The sequence below is a fragment of the Streptomyces lacaronensis genome (assembly GCF_047337785.1).
Lineage (GTDB): Bacteria > Actinomycetota > Actinomycetes > Streptomycetales > Streptomycetaceae > Streptomyces > Streptomyces lycopersici.
In genome coordinates, this window is the sequence record NZ_JBLHDK010000003.1 from 1,951,237 (window position 1) to 1,968,977 (window position 17,741).

Annotated in this window: 19 protein-coding genes and 1 pseudogene; 11 read left to right on the forward strand and 9 right to left on the reverse strand. The window is 70.6% G+C overall.

What is annotated here, in order from left to right; translation table 11 throughout:
- Positions 1 to 40 precede the first annotated feature (40 nt).
- From ACMTAK_RS08485 to ACMTAK_RS08495, 3 genes are all read right to left on the reverse strand, one after another.
- The gene (locus tag ACMTAK_RS08485; RefSeq protein ID WP_413805615.1) at positions 41 to 1,879 is read right to left on the reverse strand and encodes an HEXXH motif domain-containing protein; all 1,839 of its coding nucleotides are present in this window, start codon (positions 1,877 to 1,879) and stop codon (positions 41 to 43) included.
- Between the two features lie 48 nt (positions 1,880 to 1,927).
- Entirely contained in the window at positions 1,928 to 2,113 is a 186-nt protein-coding gene (locus ACMTAK_RS08490) for a hypothetical protein (RefSeq protein WP_413805616.1), read from the reverse strand.
- Positions 2,114 to 2,275: 162 nt separating this feature from the next.
- Positions 2,276 to 2,641 (reverse strand): DUF4232 domain-containing protein, encoded by a 366-nt coding sequence (locus tag ACMTAK_RS08495; RefSeq protein WP_413805617.1) that lies wholly within the window; start codon positions 2,639 to 2,641, stop codon positions 2,276 to 2,278.
- On the opposite strand from ACMTAK_RS08495, the gene ACMTAK_RS08500 reads away from it, so the two are divergent.
- Positions 2,634 to 3,020: a hypothetical protein gene (locus ACMTAK_RS08500; RefSeq protein ID WP_413805618.1), complete on the forward strand. Its 387-nt coding sequence runs from the start codon at positions 2,634 to 2,636 to the stop codon at positions 3,018 to 3,020. The genes ACMTAK_RS08495 and ACMTAK_RS08500 overlap by 8 nt on opposite strands.
- Positions 3,021 to 3,295: 275 nt before the next feature.
- Positions 3,296 to 3,715, forward strand: a complete 420-nt coding sequence (locus tag ACMTAK_RS08505; protein WP_413805619.1) for a LysM peptidoglycan-binding domain-containing protein — start codon at positions 3,296 to 3,298, stop codon at positions 3,713 to 3,715.
- 87 nt (positions 3,716 to 3,802) lie between these two features.
- Here ACMTAK_RS08505 and ACMTAK_RS08510 read toward each other — a convergent pair whose 3' ends face one another.
- Together ACMTAK_RS08510 and ACMTAK_RS08515 are read right to left on the reverse strand one after the other, a co-directional pair.
- Entirely contained in the window at positions 3,803 to 4,072 is a 270-nt protein-coding gene (locus ACMTAK_RS08510) for a DUF1876 domain-containing protein (RefSeq protein WP_037952439.1), read from the reverse strand.
- A gap of 32 nt (positions 4,073 to 4,104) precedes the next feature.
- Positions 4,105 to 4,752 (reverse strand): annotated as a pseudogene (locus ACMTAK_RS08515) (phosphoribosyltransferase); the annotation flags it as partial.
- A 139-nt stretch (positions 4,753 to 4,891) separates the two neighbouring features.
- Here ACMTAK_RS08515 and ACMTAK_RS08520 point away from each other — a divergent pair.
- Positions 4,892 to 5,131, forward strand: coding sequence for a hypothetical protein (locus ACMTAK_RS08520; protein ID WP_413805620.1), 240 nt, complete (start codon positions 4,892 to 4,894; stop codon positions 5,129 to 5,131).
- A complete protein-coding gene (locus ACMTAK_RS08525) occupies positions 5,128 to 5,886 on the forward strand; it encodes a DUF72 domain-containing protein (RefSeq protein ID WP_413805621.1) in 759 nt (252 codons plus the stop codon). Before ACMTAK_RS08520 ends, ACMTAK_RS08525 begins: the two co-directional genes overlap by 4 nt.
- An 18-nt stretch (positions 5,887 to 5,904) precedes the next feature.
- On the opposite strand, the gene ACMTAK_RS08530 is transcribed toward ACMTAK_RS08525, so the two are convergent.
- From ACMTAK_RS08530 to ACMTAK_RS08545, 4 genes are read right to left on the reverse strand one after another with little or no spacing between them, the layout of a single operon-like run.
- On the reverse strand, positions 5,905 to 6,729 hold the full coding sequence (locus ACMTAK_RS08530) for a carbohydrate ABC transporter permease (RefSeq protein WP_413805622.1): 825 nt from the start codon (positions 6,727 to 6,729) through the stop codon (positions 5,905 to 5,907).
- On the reverse strand, positions 6,726 to 7,634 hold the full coding sequence (locus tag ACMTAK_RS08535) for a carbohydrate ABC transporter permease (protein WP_413805623.1): 909 nt from the start codon (positions 7,632 to 7,634) through the stop codon (positions 6,726 to 6,728). Before ACMTAK_RS08535 ends, ACMTAK_RS08530 begins: the two co-directional genes overlap by 4 nt.
- The gene (locus tag ACMTAK_RS08540; RefSeq protein ID WP_413805624.1) at positions 7,631 to 9,049 is read right to left on the reverse strand and encodes an extracellular solute-binding protein; all 1,419 of its coding nucleotides are present in this window, start codon (positions 9,047 to 9,049) and stop codon (positions 7,631 to 7,633) included. The genes ACMTAK_RS08535 and ACMTAK_RS08540 overlap by 4 nt, the downstream gene beginning before the upstream one ends.
- Positions 9,050 to 9,071: 22 nt before the next feature.
- The gene (locus tag ACMTAK_RS08545) at positions 9,072 to 10,208 is read right to left on the reverse strand and encodes a carbohydrate kinase family protein (RefSeq protein WP_413805625.1); all 1,137 of its coding nucleotides are present in this window, start codon (positions 10,206 to 10,208) and stop codon (positions 9,072 to 9,074) included.
- A gap of 142 nt (positions 10,209 to 10,350) precedes the next feature.
- Between ACMTAK_RS08545 and ACMTAK_RS08550 the strand changes: the two genes are divergently transcribed.
- The 7 genes from ACMTAK_RS08550 to ACMTAK_RS08580 all read left to right on the forward strand — a co-directional run bounded on the left by ACMTAK_RS08550 (position 10,351) and on the right by ACMTAK_RS08580 (position 17,714).
- Complete coding sequence (locus ACMTAK_RS08550) at positions 10,351 to 11,112, forward strand: DeoR/GlpR family DNA-binding transcription regulator (RefSeq protein WP_413805626.1); 762 nt, start codon at positions 10,351 to 10,353, stop codon at positions 11,110 to 11,112.
- The gene (locus ACMTAK_RS08555; protein WP_413805627.1) at positions 11,109 to 12,449 is read left to right on the forward strand and encodes a 6-phospho-beta-glucosidase; all 1,341 of its coding nucleotides are present in this window, start codon (positions 11,109 to 11,111) and stop codon (positions 12,447 to 12,449) included. The genes ACMTAK_RS08550 and ACMTAK_RS08555 overlap by 4 nt, the downstream gene beginning before the upstream one ends.
- A gap of 278 nt (positions 12,450 to 12,727) precedes the next feature.
- Entirely contained in the window at positions 12,728 to 13,489 is a 762-nt protein-coding gene (locus ACMTAK_RS08560; RefSeq protein ID WP_020866433.1) for a DeoR/GlpR family DNA-binding transcription regulator, read from the forward strand.
- Between the two features lie 52 nt (positions 13,490 to 13,541).
- Entirely contained in the window at positions 13,542 to 14,891 is a 1,350-nt protein-coding gene (locus ACMTAK_RS08565; protein ID WP_413805628.1) for an ABC transporter substrate-binding protein, read from the forward strand.
- Positions 14,888 to 15,853, forward strand: coding sequence for a carbohydrate ABC transporter permease (locus tag ACMTAK_RS08570; protein WP_413805629.1), 966 nt, complete (start codon positions 14,888 to 14,890; stop codon positions 15,851 to 15,853). Before ACMTAK_RS08565 ends, ACMTAK_RS08570 begins: the two co-directional genes overlap by 4 nt.
- Positions 15,850 to 16,728 carry a carbohydrate ABC transporter permease gene (locus tag ACMTAK_RS08575; protein ID WP_413805630.1) on the forward strand — a complete coding sequence of 293 codons (879 nt, stop codon included), beginning with the start codon at positions 15,850 to 15,852 and terminating at the stop codon, positions 16,726 to 16,728. Before ACMTAK_RS08570 ends, ACMTAK_RS08575 begins: the two co-directional genes overlap by 4 nt.
- Positions 16,725 to 17,714 carry a zinc-dependent alcohol dehydrogenase family protein gene (locus ACMTAK_RS08580; RefSeq protein WP_413805631.1) on the forward strand — a complete coding sequence of 330 codons (990 nt, stop codon included), beginning with the start codon at positions 16,725 to 16,727 and terminating at the stop codon, positions 17,712 to 17,714. The genes ACMTAK_RS08575 and ACMTAK_RS08580 overlap by 4 nt, the downstream gene beginning before the upstream one ends.
- The last annotated feature ends 27 nt before the right edge of the window (positions 17,715 to 17,741 follow it).

Consider the following 17,741-nt stretch of genomic DNA (forward strand, 5'->3'; position numbering starts at 1 on the left):
GTTCGCGTCGCCGTTCGCGGGGCCCCGTGCCGCGCGCCGTTCACCCGCGCGTAGGCGTCCCGATCCACCGCGCCAGAGCCACCGGATCGGGACCCGTGTCCGGCGCGGTGCGCAGCTCCCGGTGGACGGCCAGGACCAGTTCGGGGTGGTTGAGCAGGGTCGTCCTGGCCGCGCCGTCCGGCAGGCCGAGCGCGAGCCCCGCCCATGCCGCGATGTCGTCCGGGTCCGCTTCCAGACGGGCCCGGTAGCCGCGCAGCGCGGCCGCGGTGTCCCCCGCGGCCCAGTCGAGGTCGGCCCGGTCGGGGGCGTCACCGCCCCCGGGCAGCCCCGCTCCCCCGGATAACCCCCCGGACAGCCCCGCTCCCCCGGATAACCCCCCGGACAACCCCGCTCCCCCGCCCTCGCACAGCCGCGCGAACCCCGCCGGATCCGCGAGCCGGAGCCGGGCGAGCGCGGGGCGCGCCGACGCCTCCGGACGGGTCGGCCGGACCGAGGTGCCCGGCAGCTCCCCGGGGGGGTCGGTCCGCTCCCGCCAGGCCCGTGCCCACTGTGCGGTCGGCTCCGGGTCCGCCGCCAGGTGGCGCATGCGGTGGACGAGCCGGTGATCGTGGATCAGATCCGACGCCAGGCGCTTCGGCACGGAGGGCACCCGCTGCGCGAGCCACAGGGTGAGCCGGTCCTCCAGCCGGTGGAGGAACTCCTCGCCCCTGGGGGTCAGTTCGGCGTGAGCGAGGAGCGTGCGCAGCCCCGAGGCGGTCTGCGCCCGGCGCAGGGCGAACTCGAACGCGGCGGTGTCCCGGGCCGGTCCGGGCTCGGCGCGCCGCAGCCGGTCCCACCAGAATCCGGTCACGCCCAGGAACGCGTAAACCCCCTGAAGGAGCCCGCGCAGCGGTCGCGGGTCCAGCCGCCAGGGCGCGTAGTGGATCTCCTCCAGGCCCCCTTCGATCAGGGGCACCAGATCCATCAGAGCGCTGAGCTTGATGTGCTGGGCCTCGTGTACCAGCGCGGCGGCGAGGGTCAGCGGATCCGTGGCCCCGTTGAGCAGCACACAGCCGTACGCCTCCGGCGATGAGGCGCTGAACGGTTCGGGCCAGGCGGCGTACGGCACGGGCACGACGGAGGACAGGCAGGCCCCGATCCCCCGCGGGTCCACCTGGCGCTGTTCCGAGACCAGCCGCCACGCATCGCCGAATCTCTCCTGCCAGCCCTGCCACTCTTCGCCGCCGAGCCGCTCGGGCTCCCGGATCCGGAGAAAGTCACGATAGGGGTCGAGGTCGTCGACAAGGGGGGCACAGACAATCCCCTGGTGTTCTCCGCGCAGCCGCCGCAGCCCGTGCCAACCGGGAGCGTCCTCGGAGAAGTCGGCGGGCAGCGTCACTGAATGCGGGCCGGATGAGACCGCCGCCTTCTGCCCGCTCATGACGACCTCGACGACATCGGTCGTGTCCGGAATGCGGGCGAATCCCAGGGCCGGCAATATCACCCCGTCCTCGCGCGCCGGGACAACGCCACGAAAGTCGATTCCGGCGAGAAGAGCGGCCGAGGCGGCTGTGGCATGCAGATGACCGACCGCGCTCCACAGCGGTCCGTCCCCCGATTCCAGACCGCGCAGCCTGCGCAGACAGCGGTTGAGCCATACGCCCGTGGGAGGGTGCAGCAGCAGCCTGTCCACGGCTGCCGGGGAGCGGTTCTCGGCCCGAATCAGCAGGTGCCAGGCCTCCCGGGGCGAGGGAAGGGGGCCGGGCAGGGCGGGGTGCGCGGAGGCGATGTCCACCAGGGCGCGCAGCAGCAGTATGGTCCGGCTGCGCTGTCCCGACCTCAGCTCGGCCACGGCCGAGGGGCCGCCCGAGCCCCGCGCCAACTCGGCGAAACACTCCACCGATAAACGATGGTTGAGACCCCGCGTGGCGGAGGACGTCATAGCCGGTTAACTCACACATTCGCCGGTCGAAGACGACGACGACGAGTTGCCGCCGACCGTCGGCGGGCGCTGGACGATATCCAGCAGCCGCTCCGTCACCGCGGAAAGCCCTTCGTGCCGGTCGAGGTCCTCGAGTGTCGCCCCCGAAAGGTCCAGCAGCTCCGTCTCGACCTCGGTCGCGACCCGCTCCATGACACCGTCCCCCTCCGGACGCTCCCTAACGGCTCATATGAGGCATCCCTATGGTGGCCTACCCCTAATGATTGCGAAAGAGTGAACACGGCCAGTCGGCGCCTGCGTTGTCAAGATTTTCGGACACTTCCGCGCGCCTGGGAGCCCCCCGATATGCCGGTGTCATCCCCCGGTTCCGGATTGCATCGCCTCGACCTCGAACACGCCTCCGCACACCCGGAACGACCGCGCCGAGACGTTCATCGCGTCGAAGGAATCCGGCGGATAGACCCGGACCCGCGTGGCGGTGCGCCGGCACGGGGTGTCGTTCATGCCCTCGTTGAGCGTGTGCAGACTGCTCGAGGCGCTGCCGCCGGGCGGCAGGGAGACCGGGGAGCGCGTGGGGCCGCGCCGGGTGGCGGGGTCGCCAATCACCGCGCCGGTGGAGTCGAGCAGCGAGACACCGGGGTATCCGGTGAGGGTGCAGGTCGTGGAGGACTTGTTGGTGAACACCAGGGGCAGATACACATTGCCGGCGCCTATGTCCATCCGGCCGACCGCCAGCGTCAGCTGCGCCTTGGAGCAGACGCGGCGCACCCCGGACGCGGCGGCGGGCCGCGAGGAGGACGGGCGCGAGGAATGCGCCGAGGGCGGAGGGGACTGCGCGGTCCGCGAGGCGGGCCGTTCGTTCCGGGAGGAGCCGCTCTCGGACGAGGCCGAGGAGGCGGCCGAAGGGGAGGAGGGTGGCGCGGCGGAGGCGGAGGTGACGGACGAGGCGCGCCGCGCGGAGTCCCCGTCCCCGGTGTCGCTGCCGCACGCGGTGACCGTGGCCAGCGCGCCGATCAGCAGGGCGCATAAGACGGGCGGCCGGGACCGCGCTGCCGTCGTGCGCCGAGTCCTGCGCCGAGGAGCCGAACCGTTCCGTTGACTCATGAGCGACCTCCCGAGGTCAGCGGTCTGCCGGGGGTCACCGGCATCGAGGGCGGGTGCCCCGATGCCTCCGGTGCATTCCCCCTGGGACTCCCTTCCCCGCGCGCGTTCTCTTATGTCCGGGGCACATTGATCGCGTCGGGGCTCAAATTCCTCACATTGGATTCTCTACCGCAAACATCCGAACGCCTTGTCCACGTCGGAACCCTGGGATTACTGTTCGGCAGCCATCGCACTCGCCAACTGACGTACCAGGACAGGAAGAAGGACTCCATGGCCGCACGCGGACGTCATCGCCGGCCCCGGCCCCACCGTGTCTCCCGCACCTCGCTCGCGATCACCGCGGGCGGCGCCGGCGTCGCCCTGCCCCTCATCGGCATCGGCCAGGCGAACGCCGCCTCAGCCCCCGCGCCCACCTCGCCGACCCCGGCCGCCACCACCGTCACGGCCGTCACGGCCACGAAGGCCCAGCCGCTGCTCATCGTCCCGAAGGCCGTGCCCGAGCCACCGGCCAAGGCTCAGCCCCGGGCCGGGTCGTACACCGTCGTCCGCGGCGACACCCTCTCGCGGATCGCGGACCGGCAGGGAGTGGCGGGCGGCTGGGAACGGCTCTACGAGATCAACCGCCAGGTCATCGGCGCCGACCCGGATCTGATCCGGCCCGGCCAGCAGCTCACCCTCGGCCACCGCTGAACGAGCCCGCGCACGGGCAGCGCATACGCACAGGAGCCTCCGCCCGCGGTGGACCACCGCGGCGGACGCTCCTTCGCCTCAACGGCCTTACATCACCAAATGCGCCTTGGAATGGGTGACTTCCTCAATATCGCCGCCCGCCTTGCCGATCAGCCGGTGCGCCAGATTGGTCAGTGCCCGCGCCGCCGCGATCTCCTCGCCGACCCTCGGCTGTGCCGGGTCGTCGGGGTTGCGGTTGGCACGGCCCTGGGCCAGCATCTCCGTACCGTCGTGCATCCTCAGCCGGACGACCGCTTCGGTCAGCGGACCGATCTCACGGAACTCCATCTGAATGTCGCATCCCACGATCGTCTCCATCGCGCTCACCTCCTGCGTCACCTTCCAGGATGCGCCTCACCGGACTCTCCGGTCGACCGGGACAGCAACTCCACCACCTCGTCGTCCGCGGTCTGCGAGAAGTCCTCGTACCACTCCCCCACCGCCGCGAAGTCCGAGGGGGTGGAGAGGGCCACCACCTCGTCGGCGTCCTCGCGCAGCGCGGCGACCGCGTCCGGCGGCGCCACCGGCACGGCGAGGACCACCCGCGCGGCGCCCTGGGCCCGTGCCACCCGGCAGGCGGCCTGGGCCGTGGCGCCGGTCGCGATGCCGTCGTCCACGATGATCACGGTGTGGCCCTCGACCGGGATCCGTGAGCGGCCCTGCCGGAACCGGTGCGCCTTGTCGGCCAGCTCCTCCCGCTCGGCCCGCTCCACCTCGGCGAGATCCTTCTCATCGGCCCGGCTCATCCGGACGATCGCCTCATGGATGACCCGTACATCGCCCTCGCCGATGGCGCCGAACCCCAGCTCCCGGTGGTAGGGGACGCCGAGCTTACGGACGATGATCACGTCCAGGGGCGCATGGAGCGCCCTGGCCACCTCGAAGGCCACCGGCACCCCGCCCCGCGGCAGCCCGAGTACGACCGGGTTCTCATCCGCCAAGGGGCGCAGCGCCTCGCCGAGGCGCCGCCCGGCGTCCGTCCGGTCAGTGAAGATCATGACTCACCCCCATTCCTGAAGGACTCATCCACGTATCAAGCCGATATCCATCAAACCGGCGGTCCGTCCATCCGCGCACCGGCGTTTCCCGGCCGCCGGCCGGGGCGCGCGGATACCGGAGACCCGGCACCCTGGAGGTATGGAGAACGCCACCGGCCCGGACGAGTCCGATTACCCCGTCTTCGTCGAGTCAATCGAGGCCGACGGCCGCTACCGGCTGGTGCGGCTGCGTGGCCTGGGGTGCGAACCGCTGGAACGGGAGGAGTTCGAGCCGCGCGTCCGGCAGGTCTTCCCCGATATCGACCTGGACGACCCGGCCCAGGTGCACTGGGAGGACCGGCCCGGGCAGTGGCCGCCCTGGCATCCGGGCGAGGCATGACCGCTCTGATCGGCACCTCGGGATGGCAGTACCGGGACTGGCGCGGCGATCTCTACCCCGAGGGCTGTCCGCAGCGGCTGTGGCTGGAGGAGTACACCCGCGCCTTCGCCACGGTGGAGAGCAACAACGCCTTCTACCGGCTGCCCTCGTACGACCAGTTCGCCACCTGGCGGCAGCGGCTGCCGGAGGGCTTTGTGATGGCGCTCAAGGCGAGCCGCTACCTCACCCACATCAAGCGGCTGCGCGATCCGGAGGAGCCGGTGGAGCGGCTGATGTCCCATGCGGCCGGGCTCGGCGACCGGCTGGGCCCGGTGCTGGTGCAGCTGCCGCCCACCCTGCGGGCCGACGGCGAGCTGCTGGACCGCTGCCTTGGCTGCTTCCCCTCCGGGACGCGGGTGGCCGTCGAACCGCGGCACCCCTCCTGGTGGACCGAGGAGATCCGCGCGGTGCTGGAGCGCCGCTCGGCCGCGCTGTGCTGGGCCGACTCCGGCTCCCGGCCGGTCACCCCACTGTGGCGGACCACCGGGTGGGGGTATCTGCGCTTCCACGGCGGCCTCGCCCGCCCGGCCCCGCGCTACGGGCGCCAGGCGCTGACCACCTGGGCGCGGCGGATCGGGGACACCTGGCCGGCCGACGCCGAGGTCTACGCGTACTTCAACAACGACACGGGCGGGGCGGCGGTGCACGACGCGGCCGTCTTCGCCCACGCCGTGGCCCGCCTCGGCCGCCCGGTCAGCCGCACCCCCTCGGCATAAGCCCGGTGCCCGCCGGGCTCACTCCTTCACCGCCCCGCCCAGCATGCCCTCGATGAACCGGCGCTGGAGTGCCACATAGACCACGACCACCGGCAGGGCGATGAGCACCGAGGCCGCCGCGAGCAGCGCCGCGTCGGAGCTGTGCTGGCCCTGGAAGAAGGCGAGGCCCAGGGGGACCGTGCGATGGGCCTCGTCGCTGACCATCACCAGGGCCATCAGGAACTCGTTCCAGGTCCACATGAAGGTGATCACGACCATGGTGGAGATCGCCGGGCGGCCCATCGGGACCAGCACCCGCCACAGCGTGGTCCAGGTGTTCGCCCCGTCGATCCGGGCCGCCTCGATGACCGCCCGTGCGCTGCCGCGGAAGTACGTGCGCATCCAGAAGACCCCGAAGGCCAGGGACTGCGCGGTCTGCGGCAGGATCAACGCCCAGTAGCTGTCGGTGAGTTCGGCATAGCGCAGATCGAAGTAGAGCGGGACGACCAGCGCCTCCTGGGGCAGCGTCAGCCCGATCACGAAGAGGTGGAACAGCACCGTGGAGCCGGGGAAGCGCATCACCCCGAAGGCGTACGCGGCGAGGATGGCCAGCACGGTGGTGGCGGCCACCACGACCGCCGTGACCAGCACCGAGTTCCCCAGATAGGTGCCGAAGTGGCCACGGCTCCAGGCGTCGGCGAAGTTGCTCCAGTGGAGCCCGTCCTTGGGCAGTGAGAAGCCGGTGTCCAGGGAGTTCTGTGAGCCGAAGGCCGTGGAGAGGATGCCGATCACGGGGGTGAGGGCGAGGACGGTGAAGAGGGCGAGGATGCCGTAGGTGACGTTGCGTTCCAGGCGTGTGGTCATGCCCGCCGCCCTTCCACGAGCCGGGAGACCGTGACGGTCAGGACGAAGATCAGGACCGTGAGGGCCACGCCGACGGCGGCGGCCGAGCCGACCTGGTTGGTCTCGAAGGCCCGGTGGTAGACCTCGTAGGCGGGGACGGAGGTGGCGTTTCCGGGGCCGCCGCTGGTGGTGATGTAGATCAGGTCGAAGTTGCGCAGCCCCGCCACGATGGTCAGGGTCAGCGCCACCGCGATCTGCGGCCGCAGACCGGGCAGGGTGACGGTGCGGAACTCGCGCAGCGGTCCGGCGCCGTCGATCCGCGCCGCCTCGTACAGCTCGCGCGGGATGCGCTGGGCCCCGGCGAGGAAGAGGACCATGCACAGCCCGGTGCCGACCCAGGTGCCGACGACGCCGACGGCGGGCAGCGCCCAGGTGTAGTCGCCGAGCCAGGGGCGGGCGAGGCCACCGAGGCCGACGGCGCGGAGGGCGTCGTTGAGCAGCCCGTCGGGGGCGAGGATCGAGCGCCAGGCCACGCCGACCACGATCAGCGCCAGGACCTGCGGCAGGAACAGCACCGTACGGAAGAAGGTCATCCCCCGGACCCGGGCCCGGGACATCACGGCGGCCAGCAGCAGCCCGATGGCCACCGGCAGGGCCGCGTAGAAGACGAGCAGCAGCAGCGCGTGGAGGAAGGGGGCGCGCAGGCTCGCGTCGGTGAACAGCGCGCGGTAGTTGTCGAATCCGGCGGGGGTGGCGACCGTCAGCCCGTCCCAGTGCACGAAGGACAGCCACACCGACTGCCCGAACGGGTAGAGCAGGAAGACGGCGTACACGATCAGCGCGGGCAGGATGTAGAGGTAGCCGATGGCGCGCGGCTCACCGGGCGCGCGGCGGCGGTAGGCCCTGGTCAGGGCGGCGAGCCTCATCGGGGCCCGGCCGAGGTGTGCTGCTCGCGCTGCTTCTTCATGAAGGCCCCGTAGTCCTTCTGGAGGGTCGCGGCGAAGCTGTCCGGGGAGGTCTTGCCGCTGACCACGCCCTGGAGGGCGGCCGAGAGGGTGTCGTAGAAGGTGGGGGTGGAGTAGTCGAGGTACGGGACGAGTCCGTCGGCGGCGCTCAGCCGCTTCCATCCGGCGATCATCTGGCCGTCGGCGCTGTCCGGGCTCACTCCCGCCGCGGCCTTCGCGGGGACGGCGGGCAGTACTCCGTGCCGGGTCATCACGTCCGCGGCGTGTGCGTCGGTGAGGAAGTCCAGATAGGCGGCGGCCACCTCCGGGTGGCGGGAGCGGGAGGTGATGGACCAGGCCAGGCCCTGGCCACCGGTGGTGACGGGGGCGCCGCCGGCCTTGGCGGGCGGGGGCGGCATGATGCCCAGCTTGTCCCCCATGGGCTTCTTCAGGTCGGCCAGCTGCCAGGTGCCGGTCAGCAGATACGCGCCGTCGCCGGAGGCGAACTTCTTGGCCGCTTCGTCGTAGCCGAGGCCGTTGGCGCCGCCGGGCAGATAGCCGCGCTTGGCCCAGTCGGCGAGGGTGGCCGCGGCGTTCTTGGTGGCGGCGTTGTCGAAGCCGTCGCCGCGGCCGAGGACGGTGTCGCGGGCGTCGGCGGCGCCGAGCTGGTCGTGCAGCACCCCGAAGGTGTGGATGGCGGGGTACTTGTCGAGGTTGCCGAATTGGATCGGCAGCTCGCCGCGGTCCTTGAGCCGGGCCAGGCCGTCGGTGAACTCGCCCCAGGTGCGCGGCGGTTGGAGCCCCGCCTTCTCCAGCACGTCCTTGTTGTAGTAGAGGCCGATGTACTCGCCGGTCTGGGAGATGCCGTACAGCCGCCCCCTGCCGAAGTCGTTGCCGTCGGCGGAGACCCGGTTGAGGCCCAGCAGGGTGGCGGGGTAGCGGGTGTTCCAGTCGTAGATCCCGGCGTAGTTGTCCAGCGGGGCGAGCAGCCCGGCCCGGACGAAGGCCACCATGTCCGGGTAGCCCTGGTTGGCCTGGATGACATCGGGCGGATGGTTACCGGAGACGGCCAGCTTCAGGGTGGTCTTCAGATCGGTGAAGCTCCGGGCGACCCGCTTGATCCGCACATTGGGGTACTTCCGCTCGAACTCCCGGTTCAGCTGCTGTATCTCGCCGTTGGTCCCGCCACGTATCTCCTGGTCCCACACGGTCAGCGTGGTCTTTCCGGCCTTCGCCGGATCGGGTATGGCGGTGGCCGCGCCGGTCCCGGCACCGGCGGCCCCCGAGCCGTCGGTGCCGGGGACACACCCCGCGGCGAGCAGGACGACGCCGATGGCGAGCGCGGCCGGGACGGCTCTGCCGCGTGTCCGGCGCGCCCCGGTACGGGCGAGTTCCATGGGGTTCTCCTCGATGCGGTGATCAGGACCGCCGGGCGTCGTCATGCACCCGGAAACCGATGGTGGGCAGGGCCCGCAGCCGTGGGCAGCCGCGCACCCGGTCCGGGATCAGATCGCCCAGGAAGGCGTAGCGGCGGGCGAGTCCGGCCGCGTCCGCCCCGCCGTCGGCCGCCCGGCGCGCACGGTTCCACCAGGCGGCCACCTCCGGCCAGCCGGGCGCGGCCAGGGAGCCGCCGAAGTGCTGGACGGACAGGGCGGCGGTGAGGTTGGCGAAGGCGAGCCGGTCGGCGAGCGGCCAGCCCGCGAGCGTGCCGGTCATGAACCCGGCCACGAAGACATCGCCCGCGCCGGTCGGGTCCAGCGCGTCCACGGGCAGCCCAGGCACCTCGGCGCGCTCCCCGGTGAGCGAGTCGATGGCCACGGCGCCCTCGGCGCCCCGGGTGACGACGGCGATCGGCACCAGCTCCGCCAGGGCGCGCACCGCCCGCTCGGGGCTGTCGGTGCGGGTGTAGCGCTGGGCCTCGGCGGCGTTCGGCAGGAAGGCGTGGGCGTAGGGCAGATCGGGGAGCGCGGCGGGGTCCCAGCGGCCGGTTTCGTCCCAGCCGACATCGGCGAAGATCTCGCTGCCCTGGGCGTGCGCCCGGCCCACCCAGTCCTCCTGGCGCCCCGGTTCGAAGGTGGCCACACAGGCGCGGGAGCGGGGCGGTGCGCCCCGGACGGCGGGCGGTGGGGCCGGGTGCTCATGGGTGACCATGGTGCGCTCGCCCTCGTACGCCATGGAGACGGTGACCGGCGAGTGCCAGCCGGGGACACGGTGGGAGGGGGTGAGGTCCACGCCCTCGCCGAGGGCCAGGCTCTCCCAGCAGTAGTCGCCGTAGACATCGGTGCCGAAGGCGGCGGCGAGCGTGGTGTGCAGGCCCAGCCGGGCCAGGGCGGTGGCCATGTTGGCGATGCCGCCGGGGCTCGATCCCATGCCGCGCGCCCAGGACTCGGTGCCGCGGACGGGGGCGTGGTCGAGCCCGGTGAAGATGATGTCCAGGAACACGGTGCCGGTGAGGTAGACGTCGTGCTCGGGGTCCGTGGAGGCGCGCAGCGCCGCGAGCGGGTCGATCGGGTGGATCGGGTGGTTCGGATCGGGGGTTCCGGCCGTGGTGCTCACCGACGTGCCTTTCCTTGTGCGGCAGGGCCTGTTCGCGCCCAGGACCCTGGTGGCGTGAGCGACACCTTGCACCGCACCCGGGGTGAATGCAAGAGGTCGATCAGAGTCGCGCACACTCGCTCACCTGGAGTACGTTTCCACCATGCTGCGAGAGAGCCGCCACGAGAAGCTGCTGAGCATCCTCGGCGAGGAGGGCGTGCTGCCCATCGGGGAGATCGCCACGCGTCTCGGCGTCAGCGAGGCCACGGCCCGGCGGGACATCACCGAGCTGGGCCGGGCGGGGCGGCTCACCCGGGTCTACGGCGGCGCGGTGGCGGCGCCCACTCAGGACGAGGAGCGCCCGTTCAGCGAGGTGGTGGTCGACGACCTGGCCGACAAGGAGGCCGTGGCCCGCGCCGCCGCCGAACTGGTGGCGGACGGCGATGTGCTGCTGCTGGACATCGGCACCACCACCCTCCAGCTCGCCAAGCTGCTGCGCTGCCGTCCGGTCACCGTGGTGACCAGCAATCTCGCGGTCTACGACGAGCTGCGCGACGACCCGCGGGTGACCCTGATCCTGCTGGGCGGGCAGGTGCGCGCCAACTACCGCTCCGTGGTCGGCTTCCTCACCGAGTCCAACATCCGCCAGCTGCGGGTCGGCCGGCTCTTCCTCGGCGCGAGCGGGGTGCTCCCCGACGGCAGCGTGCTGGACAGCACCCATGTGGAGGTGCCGGTCAAACGGGCCATGCTCGGCGCGGCCCGGGAGGTGGTGCTGCTGGTCACCGCGGGGAAGTTCCCCGGTGACACGGGCCTGGCCCGGATCTGCGGACCGGAGGGCATCGACACCCTGATCACCAACAAGACCTCCGACCCGGCGACGCTCGCCGTGTTCCGCGAGGGCGATGTGGAGGTAGTGACCGTATGAGGCTGACCGTGCTGGGCGGCGGAGGGTTCCGTATGCCCCTGGTGTACCGGGCGCTGCTCGATGACACCGGGGACGCGGCGGGGCGCTGCACCGAGCTGGTGCTGTACGACACCGACCAGCGCCGGCTGGACGCGATCCGCGCGGTCCTGGCCGAGCAGGCCACCGGCCGCCCCACCGCCCCCGCGGTCCGGGCCACCACCGATCTCGACCAGGCGCTGCGCGGCGCCGACTTCGTCTTCTCGGCCATCCGCGTCGGCGGTCTGGAGGGCCGGGCGAACGACGAGCGGATTCCGCTCGCCGAGGGGGTGCTGGGACAGGAGACCGTCGGCGCGGGCGGGGTGCTCTACGGGCTGCGCACCCTGCCGGTGGCGCTGCGGATCGCCGAGCGGATCGCCACCGTGGCCCCGGACGCCTGGGTCATCAACTTCACCAACCCGGCGGGCATGGTCACCGAGGCGATGCAGCGGGTGCTCGGCGACCGGGTGATCGGCATCTGCGACTCCCCGGTCGGCCTGTGCCGCCGCGCCGCGCGGGCGGTCGGCGCCGATCCGGACCGGGCCACGTACGACTATGTGGGGCTGAACCATCTGGGCTGGCTGCGCCGGGTGGTGGTGGACGGCCGGGACCGGCTGCCGGAGCTGCTCGGCGACACCGGCGCCCTGGAGTCGTTCGAGGAGGGCAAGCTCTTCGGCGCCGAGTGGCTGCGGGCGCTGGGCGCGCTGCCCAACGAGTATCTGCACTACTACTACTTCAACCGGGAGGCGGTGGCCTCGATCCGGCAGGCCCCGGCCACCCGTGGCGAGTTCCTCCGCGACCAGCAGGCCCGGTTCTACGAGACGGCGGGCTCGGGCGCGCCCGGGGCACTGAGGGAGTGGGAGCGCACCCGGCTGGAGCGCGAGGCCACGTACATGGCGGAGAGCCGCGAGGCCACGGGCGGCTGGGAGCGCGACTCCTGCGATCTGGACGGCGGCGGCTACGACCGGATCGCGCTGGCCATCATGCGGGCCATCGCCCGCGATGAGCGCGCCACGCTGATCCTCAATGTGCGCAACCGGACGGCCGTCCCCGGTCTTGACGAGGACGCCGTGGTGGAGGTGCCCTGTCTGGTGGACGCGGGCGGGGCGCGGCCGCTGGCGACCGGCGCGGTGGCGCCGGACCAGCTCGGCCTGATGCTGTCGATCAAGGCGGTGGAGCGCTCGGCCATCGAGGCGGCCACGACCGAAGCGGGCAGCGATTCGGGCATCGCCCGCGGTGCGGCCCTGCGGGCCCTGGCGCTTCACCCGCTGGTGGACTCGGTCAAGGTCGCGGGCCGGATTCTCGACGCCTCCGGGGCATAGCACATGTCCGTTCGGGCATTCCCCAGTATCTGAACCCGCCCGGACGGGCTCCGTTCACGCCCTCTTTCGGCAAACGGGCGAGAAACGGGCCCGCCGGGTGGACAATCAGGCATCCGGGTTCCTCACGGTCCGTTGCCTCATCCGCCATGACCTGCTCTTATAACGGTTGTAAAACGGGCGCATACGGTCACGATCTCTGTGGTGCCAAGACTGGCTTCCCCTGTTGCACGCTTGTAAAACTGCCACGCAAGCCGAAAGACCTAGGCAGGAGGTGCGGCGTGGACGCGGAGGAACGCCGTCGGGAGATCCTCGACACGGCTCGCCGTGCCGGCGTCGTCGACGTCGGCAAGCTCGCCGCCGACCTCGGGGTGTCCAAGGAGACGGTCCGTCGCGACCTGCGAGTCCTGGAACAGCACGGACTGGTGCGGCGCACCCATGGCGGCGCCTACCCCGTGGAGAGCGCCGGTTTCGAGACCACCCTCGCCTTCCGCACCACCATGCACGTACCGGAGAAGTCGCGGATCGCGACCGCGGCGGCCGATCTGCTGGGCGATGCCGAGACGGTCTTCATCGACGAGGGGTTCACCCCGCAGCTGATCGCGGAGGCCCTGCCCAGGGACCGGCCGCTCACCGTGATCACCGCTTCCCTCACGACCGCCACCGGCCTCGCCACCCGTGACAACACCACCGTGCTGCTCCTCGGCGGACGGGTGCGCGGGGGCACGATGGCCACCGTCGACCACTGGGCGACGCATATGCTCTCGGGCTTCGTCATCGACCTGGCGTTCATCGGCGCCAACGGCATCTCCCGCCAGTACGGCCTGACCACCCCGGATCCGGCGGTCAGCGAGGTCAAGGCGCAGGTGGTGCGGGTGTCCCGGCGGAAGATCTTCTCCGGGGTGCACACCAAATTCGGAGCCGTCAGCTTCTGCCGGTTCGCAGATGTCTCGGACTTCGAAACGATCGTGACCGACACGGGTCTACCGCTGACCGAGGCACACCGCTATTCGCTGCTGGGCCCTCAGATCGTCAGGGTCTGACGCCCTTCCCTCGCTGTTTTTCCTTCCCCACGTCCCTTCGATTGGACCCGTTATGCCAGTCCTGACTCTTCGTGCTGCCCGGATACCGGTGGTGGCCCTGACCGCGGGCGCGCTCCTGACCGGTTGCGCCGGTATGGGGGGCGGCAGCTCAGGCGACAAGACCATCCGCGTCCTGATGGTGAACAACCCGCAGATGGTGGACCTGCAAAAGCTCACCAAGAAGTATTTCACCAAGGAAACGGGCATCAGGGTCGATTTCACGATGATGCCCGAGAACGAGGTCCGCGACAAGATCAGTCAGGACTTCGCCAATCAGGCGCGCCAGTACGACGTGGCCACCATCAGCAATTTCGAAGTGCCGTTCTACGCGAAGAACGGCTGGCTGATGCCGCTCGACGGCTACGCCGCCAAGGACAAGGCATTCGACCAGAAGGACGTCCTCCCCTCGATGCGGCAGTCGCTGACCGCCGAGGACGGCAAGCTCTACGCCGAGCCCTTCTACGGTGAGTCGTCGTTCCTGATGTACCGCAAGGACGTCCTCGCCGAGAAGCATCTGAAGATGCCCGAGCGGCCCACCTGGCAGCAGGTCGCGGACATCGCGGCCAAGGTGGACGGCTCCCGCAAGGGGATGAACGGCATCTGTCTGCGCGGACTGCCCGGCTGGGGTGAGCTGATGGCCCCGCTGACCACGGTGGTCAACACCTTCGGCGGCACCTGGTTCACCAAGGACTGGAAGGCGAAGCTGGACTCGCCGGAATTCACCAAGGCGACCAAGTTCTATGTCGACCTGGTGCGCAAGCACGGTGAGGCCGGAGCGGCCCAGTCGGGCTTCGCCGAATGCCTGAACAACCTCACCCAGGGCAAGAGCGCCATGTGGTACGACGCCACCTCGGCCGCCGGGTCGCTGGAGGCGAGCAAGTCCCCGGTCAAGGGCAAGATCGGATATGTCCAGGCACCGGTGGTGAAGACCCGGAGCTCGGGCTGGCTCTACACCTGGGCGTGGGGCGTCCAGAAGGCATCGCGCCACCCCGACAACGCGTGGAAGTTCATCTCCTGGGCATCCAGCAAGAAGTACGAGTCCCTGGTCGGCAAGACCTTCGGCTGGGCCAATGTGCCCGCGGGAAAGCGGTCGTCCACCTACACCACTCCGGAGTACCGCGAGACCGCCGGCAGCTTCTCCGAGGAGACCCGTAAGGCGATCCTCAGTGCCAAACCGCGTGATCCGGGAGTGCAGCCGCGGCCGACCATCGGCATCCAGTTCGTCGACATCCCCGAATTCGCCGACCTCGGCACCAAGGTCGCCCAGGAGATCAGCGCCGCCATCGCCGGAAAGCAGTCCGTCGAGACGGCATTGAAGAATTCGCAGAAGCTGGCCGAGAAGGTCGGCGAGGAGTACCGATGAGTAATCCGACGACGGCAGTACCCGTGAGTGGCCAGCGGCCACCGAGCGCGGCCCCCACCTCCGCGGGGCGCCCCACGGCGACCCGGAACCGGGCCCGGGAGTGGGCCACCCGGGCACCGCTGCTGCCCGCGCTGATCTTCCTGATCGTGGTCACCCAGCTCCCGTTCGTGGCCACGCTGGTGATCTCGCTCTTCGACTGGAACTCCTTCCGGCCCGACCGCCGTGCGTTCGCGGGGCTGGAGAACTACAAGACGGTGCTCAGCGACGAGTCGCTGCGCGAGTCCATCGTCACCACCGTGCTGCTGACCGCCTCCGTGGTGATCGTCAGTGTGGTGCTGGGGCTGCTGCTGGCGCTGCTGCTGGACCGCAAGTTCCGCGGCCGGGGCCTGGTCCGCACCATGCTCATCGCGCCGTTCCTGCTGGTGCCGGTGGCCTCGGCGCTGCTGTGGAAGCACGCGCTGTACAACCCCGAGTACGGCCTGTTCAACGGCGTGCTCAACTGGCTGGGCGGGCCCCAGCCGGAGTGGCTCACCGATACGCCGCTGATCGCGGTGGAGGCGTCGCTGATCTGGCAGTGGACGCCGTTCATGATGCTCATCCTGCTGGCCGGGCTCCAGAGCAAGCCGCTGGACATGGTCGAGGCGGCCCGGCTGGACGGGGCCGGCAACTGGCAGATCTTCCGCTTTCTGACGCTTCCGCATCTGCGCCGCTATCTGGAGCTCGGCACCCTGCTGGGGTCCATCTACATCGTGCAGAACTTCGACGCCGTCTTCACCATGACCCGCGGTGGCCTGGACACCGCGAACCTCCCCTACACCATCTACGAAACCTTCTACAACGCCCACGAGTACGGGCTGGCATCGGCGGCGGGAGTCGTGGTGGTGATCGGCACGATCATCATCGCCACCTTCGCGCTGCGCGTGGTGTCGTCCCTCTTCCGTGAGGAGGCGTCCCGCGCATGACCGCCGTGAGCACCCCGGTGCCCATCACCTCCGTTCCGGAAGCCACCCGCCGGGCCAAGCGGCGCGGTGCCGCGCTCGGCGTGCTGGCCTGGTTCGTCGGCATCGTCTTCGTACTGCCCGTGCTGTGGATGCTGTTGACCTCGTTCCACTCCGAGGCCGACGCCGCCACCAACCCGCCGTCGCTGGCCGCTCCGCTGACCCTCGACGGGTACAAGGACTTCTTCGGTGTGGGCGGCGGGGCGAGCCCCTGGCCCGCGCTGCTCAACTCCGTGGGCACATCCCTCTTCTCCACCTGCTTCGTGCTGCTGCTGGCGCTTCCGGCGGCGTTCGCGCTGTCGATCCGGCCGGTGCGCAAGTGGACGGATGTGATGTTCTTCTTCCTGTCCACGAAGATGCTGCCGGTGGTGGCCGGACTGCTGCCGGTGTTCCTGTTCGCCAGGAACATCAGCTTCCTGGACAACGTCTGGCTGCTGGTCATCCTCTACACCTCGATGAACCTGCCGATCGCGGTGTGGATGATGCAGTCCTTCCTGGCCGACATCCCGGTGTCGATCATCGAGGCCGCCCAGATGGACGGGGCCCGGCTGCCCACCATCCTGTGGCGGGTCGTGGCCCCGATCGCGGGTCCGGGCATCGCCGCCACCTCGCTGATCTGTTTCATCTTCAGCTGGAACGAGATGCTCTTCGCCCAAGTGCTCACCGGTGTGGTCGCCCAGACCGCCCCGGCGTTCCTGACCACCTTCGTGACCAGCCAGGGGCTGTTCCTGGCCAAGGTGTGCGCCGCGTCGATGGTCATTTCCCTGCCGGTGCTCGCCGCCGGTTTCGCCGCCCAGGACAAACTGGTCCAGGGCCTGTCGCTAGGAGCAGTCAAATGAGGGCCGCAGTCATCGAAGCGCCCGGGAAGGTCACCGTCGCCACTGTCGCGGACCCCACCCCGGGTCCCCGTGAGGTCGTGGTGGATGTGGCGGCCTGCGGGCTGTGCGGCACCGATCTGCACATCCTGCAAGGGGAGTTCGCGCCCACGCTGCCGATCGTCCCCGGGCATGAGTTCGCCGGTGAGGTCGTCGGTCTGGGCAGCGATGTCACCGAGGTGGCGGTGGGCGACCGGGTCGCCGTGGACCCCTCCCTGCACTGCCATGAGTGCCGCTACTGCCGGATCGGCCGGGGCAATCTGTGCGACAACTGGAACGCGATCGGGGTCAGCGTCCCCGGCGGGGCCGCCGAGTTCGCGGTGGCCCCGGTGGCCAACTGCGTCAAGCTGCCCGAGCAGGTGGACGTGGCCGACGCGGCCCTGATCGAGCCGCTGTCCTGCGCGGTGCGCGGCTATGACGTGCTCAACGGCAACCTGGGCGCCGAGGTGCTCATCTACGGCTCCGGCACCATGGGGCTGATGATGCTGGAGCTGGCCAAGCGGACCGGCGCCACCAGTGTGGACATGCTCGATGTCAACTCCGAGCGGCTGTCCACCGCCACCACCCTCGGCTGCTCCCGGTCCGCCGCCTCGGCGGACGAGCTGGACCAGCCGCGGGGCTGGGACGTGGTCATCGACGCCACCGGCAACCAGGCCGCCATTCAGGACGGCCTGGGCCGGGTGGCCAAAGCCGGAACATTCCTGCAGTTCGGTGTCTCCGACTACGCGACGCGGGCCACCATCGAGCCGTACAAGATCTACAACCAGGAGATCACCATCACCGGCTCGATGGCCGTGCTGCACAGCTATGAGCGTGCCGCCGGGCTGTTCGCGAGCGGGGTGCTGGACCCGAAGATCTTCATCAGCCACCGGATGCCGCTGGAGGAGTACCCCGAGGCGCTCGACCAGTTCAAGGCGGGAGTGGGCCGGAAGATCGTGGTCGTCCCGTAACCGTGTGTGGTTGACGGCCCAAGCCCG

What these genes read in the sequence shown, in the direction of transcription:
- ACMTAK_RS08510 (WP_037952439.1), bottom strand. Translation starts at nt 4,072, where the DNA reads ATGGAGACGATCGTGGGATGCGACATTCAGATGGAGTTCCGTGAGATC.
- ACMTAK_RS08495 (WP_413805617.1), bottom strand. Translation starts at nt 2,641, where the DNA reads ATGGACATAGGCGCCGGCAATGTGTATCTGCCCCTGGTGTTCACCAAC.
- ACMTAK_RS08530 (WP_413805622.1), bottom strand. Translation starts at nt 6,729, where the DNA reads ATGACCACACGCCTGGAACGCAACGTCACCTACGGCATCCTCGCCCTC.
- ACMTAK_RS08535 (WP_413805623.1), bottom strand. Translation starts at nt 7,634, where the DNA reads ATGAGGCTCGCCGCCCTGACCAGGGCCTACCGCCGCCGCGCGCCCGGT.
- ACMTAK_RS08520 (WP_413805620.1), top strand. Translation starts at nt 4,892, where the DNA reads ATGGAGAACGCCACCGGCCCGGACGAGTCCGATTACCCCGTCTTCGTC.
- ACMTAK_RS08490 (WP_413805616.1), bottom strand. Translation starts at nt 2,113, where the DNA reads ATGGAGCGGGTCGCGACCGAGGTCGAGACGGAGCTGCTGGACCTTTCG.
- ACMTAK_RS08500 (WP_413805618.1), top strand. Translation starts at nt 2,634, where the DNA reads ATGTCCATCCGGCCGACCGCCAGCGTCAGCTGCGCCTTGGAGCAGACG.
- ACMTAK_RS08540 (WP_413805624.1), bottom strand. Translation starts at nt 9,049, where the DNA reads ATGGAACTCGCCCGTACCGGGGCGCGCCGGACACGCGGCAGAGCCGTC.
- ACMTAK_RS08580 (WP_413805631.1), top strand. Translation starts at nt 16,725, where the DNA reads ATGAGGGCCGCAGTCATCGAAGCGCCCGGGAAGGTCACCGTCGCCACT.
- ACMTAK_RS08555 (WP_413805627.1), top strand. Translation starts at nt 11,109, where the DNA reads ATGAGGCTGACCGTGCTGGGCGGCGGAGGGTTCCGTATGCCCCTGGTG.
- ACMTAK_RS08570 (WP_413805629.1), top strand. Translation starts at nt 14,888, where the DNA reads ATGAGTAATCCGACGACGGCAGTACCCGTGAGTGGCCAGCGGCCACCG.
- ACMTAK_RS08565 (WP_413805628.1), top strand. Translation starts at nt 13,542, where the DNA reads ATGCCAGTCCTGACTCTTCGTGCTGCCCGGATACCGGTGGTGGCCCTG.
- ACMTAK_RS08525 (WP_413805621.1), top strand. Translation starts at nt 5,128, where the DNA reads ATGACCGCTCTGATCGGCACCTCGGGATGGCAGTACCGGGACTGGCGC.
- ACMTAK_RS08550 (WP_413805626.1), top strand. Translation starts at nt 10,351, where the DNA reads ATGCTGCGAGAGAGCCGCCACGAGAAGCTGCTGAGCATCCTCGGCGAG.
- ACMTAK_RS08575 (WP_413805630.1), top strand. Translation starts at nt 15,850, where the DNA reads ATGACCGCCGTGAGCACCCCGGTGCCCATCACCTCCGTTCCGGAAGCC.
- ACMTAK_RS08505 (WP_413805619.1), top strand. Translation starts at nt 3,296, where the DNA reads ATGGCCGCACGCGGACGTCATCGCCGGCCCCGGCCCCACCGTGTCTCC.